The following is a 3,612-nucleotide window of genomic DNA, read 5'->3' on the forward strand; positions in this document are numbered from 1 at the left end:
ATAGAAGCCTCCCCCATCGCGCCCCAAGAAAACATATGTAACAAATCCGCTACCGCCGCAGGGGCAAGATAAGTACGATAAGAATCAGGTAAAATCTCCCGAATGGGTAAATCTAACCGTTGCAACAAAACCCTTTCTTGCTCAATGTGCTTTCCAAAAAGCTCATCATCCCAATCACGGCCAGAATAACTTCCCTTAATAGCCTTATCCCTATCATTAATCAAAGAATAATCCACAAAAAAAGAATCCGTCGCAAACCAATGCTTTTGGCCCAAAGAATTATAATTAGCTCGAATTAAACCCCCTGAAGCATAAAGCCCCGTAAAATCTAGCCCCTGCACCACAGGCAAAATAGAATCCACCGCCTCATCAACATCAAGTAAATTTCCCCCATATACCTCATAGGAAGAACCTAAATCAGAAGGTAACACAATATAGGGGTCAGGGGGAAGTTGAGGAATTTCTGCCCGTAAATAATTAAAACACTCTTGTGCCATAGACAAATCAACTTCCTTATCCCCCGTCAGGGGAAAATCCACATAGGCAATTCGTCCCCTTGAAATCATCTTCATAGACACCTGCCCATCAATAACAATGCCCGTTTGCCTTACCCTGGCGTTATTAAAACGGACAAAATGACTATTCTCCGCCCTCAATTCCAACACCAAATATTGATCATCATTTAGCTGGTCTATCAATTTAGCACAAATATCATTAAAAGATGCTTCCCAGTCTTGAAAAGGAGATACGATAGTCATTAGTAAAATTTATCTAGTTTGTAATCGAGATAATCGAGCATTGCGATAATAATGAGCCAAAATTTGTTGGTAATTAATACCATTTTGAGCTAAATAATAAGTTCCCCACTGACTTAAACCAATACCATGACCAAATCCCCTTCCTGAAACCTGTACCCCACCATTTCCAAGGGAAACACGGAAAAGGGTACTACGTAAATCCAGAGCCTGTCTCAAATCTGTCCCCTTAACACTACGACTACTAGAATCCCCCACCACTCGCATAGATACAACTCTACCTTGAGGAGTCGTTTTTTCTGGCACCATGGAACGGATATTACCAATACCCCCCACGGCTCGACTAATTTGAGTAGGGTTGACTGTTTTATTCCAAGAAAAAACAGGGGAAGTCTGATCATAATCTACCACCCCTCGCAAGTAAGGTAAAGGAGAAGTCCAAATGTCCTCTACGTTTTCCGTATGTCCCCCCGAGGAAGAATGAAACACCGCTAAAATTACTTGTCCATTGTAGGTCATCACTTGATTTTCAGTGGCTTTGACGGCCTGATGGGTGGTGGTATATTCACTTTTTAAGCCCTTATATACTTGGGTTCTGGTGGTGGTGTCAAGGTCATATAATGAGCTACGAGAGTTATTTCTTTGATGGAGGGCGTAACTACGGGCGGCTACTGCCTGAGCTTTGAGGGCTTCTTGGGGCCAACTGGGAATGGCTTCTGCTCCCACTACACTATAAAGATAATCTTCCATGTCCACATAGTTAATGGCGGTAACTCCATTACCTTCTTTTACCAGTAATACTCTACCTCGATACCAATTATCTCCAATCCATACTACTCCATCTCCACTGGGTTCTAACCAAAGGCGACTGGAATTCCACTGGCCTAAATTAACATTGCTACCGTTGATACGACTGTTGAAGGAGTTTCTGGCAGCGACTTGCCCTAATACTCTACCGTTCGCATCTTTGACTACTGCGGTGGTTGAACTGCCTACGGGTAAACTATTGGCACTTTTTCGCACCATTACCCTTAGTTCTAGGGCGGCTTGGGCGCTGTGGGAAAAGAGTATCATCCAGAAAAAGGCAAATATTCCTAGTTTTGATGTTAATTTAAGGGTCAAATTTTTCCACATAGTATCTTTTTGTTATTGGTAGGTGCTTGAGGTTTTATTGATTTAGTCTAGGCTTTTGGGGCTTGATGTGTTAATTATTTACATCATATGGGTTTAATTTAATGGCTTATCAGAATAAGTTTAGGGGTGAATGTATTATCAAAGGTTATTTTACAGCAATTCAATATATTTGACGGTTTTTGCAGAAAAATAGTTCATGGGTGAAGCTGTTTTTGCCATAAAAAAAGGGCTTGTAGATATGCCCTTGTTAGTCTATATTTTATTGGCTGGGGTAAGGGGCGATCGCACCGTGGCACTTCATGATCGCACTTACCGACAATCCATATTCCCTCACCGCAAAAAACCCGATTCTTAACTCATTTGAGATTGTAAATAATTGGGTAAACCAATATTATCAATTAACCATAGTTGTTGTTCTAACCAGTGGGCATGATCTTGTTCTGTGTCATCCAACATTTGACGCAATAAGTCTCGGGAAACATAATCTTGCTCTTGCTCACACACAGCGATGGAACTTTTGAGGTTATCAATAACTTCATACTCCACCTCAAGATCTTTTTTGAGCATCTCAGGTACTGTCGCACCTACCCTCAAATCCGCTTGATCTCCTAAATCTACAGAACCTCCCAAAAATAAGATACGCTTAATTAACATATCGGCGTGTTGGGTTTCATCCTGCATTTCATGGTCAATGCGTTCATAAAGTTTATGCAAACCCCAATCTTGATACATACGGGAATGGGTAAAATATTGATCCCTTGCTGATAGTTCGCTACGGAGTAATTTTTGTAATTCTGTGATGACTTTTTTGCTACCTTCCATTGTTTCCTCTTTATTCTTAGTGATGGTGTAAAACTCGCTATGATTCTATTATCTACATCATAGACTGTAAAAAATTCTGTAAGCCAGATTCAGCTATTAACCACTGTTGGGACTCGATCCAATCTATTTGCTCCTCAGTTTCTTCCAACAATTCTTGAAATAAATCTCTGGTTACATAATCCTGTTGATTTTCGCTAAGGGCGATCGCACCGCGTAAACTCTGAGCCATATCCTGAGTAAGAGTCAAATCATTAGCCAAAATTTCAGGCACATCTTCCCCAATCAAAAGACTACCCAAATCCTGTAAATTAGGTAAACCCTCTAAAAAGAAAACACGCTCAATAATTTTGTCAGCCTGTTTCATTAACTTAATAGAGTAACTATACTCATACCCATTTAAACGATTTAACCCCCAATTTTTACACATTCTTGCGTGTAAAAAAAATTGGTTAATTGCAGTCAATTTAATCTTTAAAACTTCATTAAGGCTTACCTTAACATCTTGATTACCCTGCATATTTTTACCTCTTTGTTACCATTTCATCATATCTGATTCTCAATAAAAGTGCAAGGGTAAAACCTAATCTACATATACTTTTTACCAATAAAATTTACTTATTGACAATACTTATTGACAATGAAACTATTCCAAAATATCTACACTTAAGTATTAATTAACTTATATTCACGGTATTGAGAAAAAAAACAGCCAAATAACCTCTTATTTTTTTTATTAATATTGAGACTATCTAGCATTACTCAGAATAATTTTCAACACCAAAAAGCACCCCCCAATAAAGGAGAGTGCTTTCTAGTTATTATTTAGTTGTTAAACTCAATTCCAAGTAGAAATTAACCGTTGATTACAGGAGCAGAAACTGCTTCAGCAGAGGCTAAGTCT

Annotated in this window: 4 protein-coding genes and 1 pseudogene; 1 reads left to right on the forward strand and 4 read right to left on the reverse strand. The window is 39.0% G+C overall.

The window, feature by feature from the left end; translation table 11 throughout:
• Both IQ215_RS14145 and IQ215_RS14150 read right to left on the reverse strand, forming a co-directional pair.
• A pseudogene (locus tag IQ215_RS14145) lies at positions 1–758 on the reverse strand (TldD/PmbA family protein); the annotation flags it as partial.
• A gap of 9 nt (positions 759–767) precedes the next feature.
• Positions 768–1,889, reverse strand: a complete 1,122-nt coding sequence (locus IQ215_RS14150; protein ID WP_193802043.1) for a SpoIID/LytB domain-containing protein — start codon at positions 1,887–1,889, stop codon at positions 768–770.
• A gap of 196 nt (positions 1,890–2,085) precedes the next feature.
• Between IQ215_RS14150 and IQ215_RS14155 the strand changes: the two genes are divergently transcribed.
• Positions 2,086–2,244: a hypothetical protein gene (locus tag IQ215_RS14155; protein ID WP_193802044.1), complete on the forward strand. Its 159-nt coding sequence runs from the start codon at positions 2,086–2,088 to the stop codon at positions 2,242–2,244.
• On the opposite strand, the gene bfr (IQ215_RS14160) is transcribed toward IQ215_RS14155, so the two are convergent.
• Together bfr (IQ215_RS14160) and bfr (IQ215_RS14165) are read right to left on the reverse strand one after the other, a co-directional pair.
• Complete coding sequence (bfr, locus tag IQ215_RS14160; protein ID WP_193802045.1) at positions 2,241–2,711, reverse strand: bacterioferritin; 471 nt, start codon at positions 2,709–2,711, stop codon at positions 2,241–2,243. The genes IQ215_RS14155 and bfr (IQ215_RS14160) overlap by 4 nt on opposite strands.
• 52 nt (positions 2,712–2,763) lie before the next feature.
• Positions 2,764–3,228 (reverse strand): bacterioferritin, encoded by a 465-nt coding sequence (gene bfr, locus IQ215_RS14165; RefSeq protein ID WP_193802046.1) that lies wholly within the window; start codon positions 3,226–3,228, stop codon positions 2,764–2,766.
• Between the last annotated feature and the right edge of the window lie 384 nt (positions 3,229–3,612).

It is taken from the genome of Cyanobacterium stanieri LEGE 03274, assembly GCF_015207825.1.
GTDB classification, from domain to species: domain Bacteria; phylum Cyanobacteriota; class Cyanobacteriia; order Cyanobacteriales; family Cyanobacteriaceae; genus Cyanobacterium; species Cyanobacterium stanieri_B.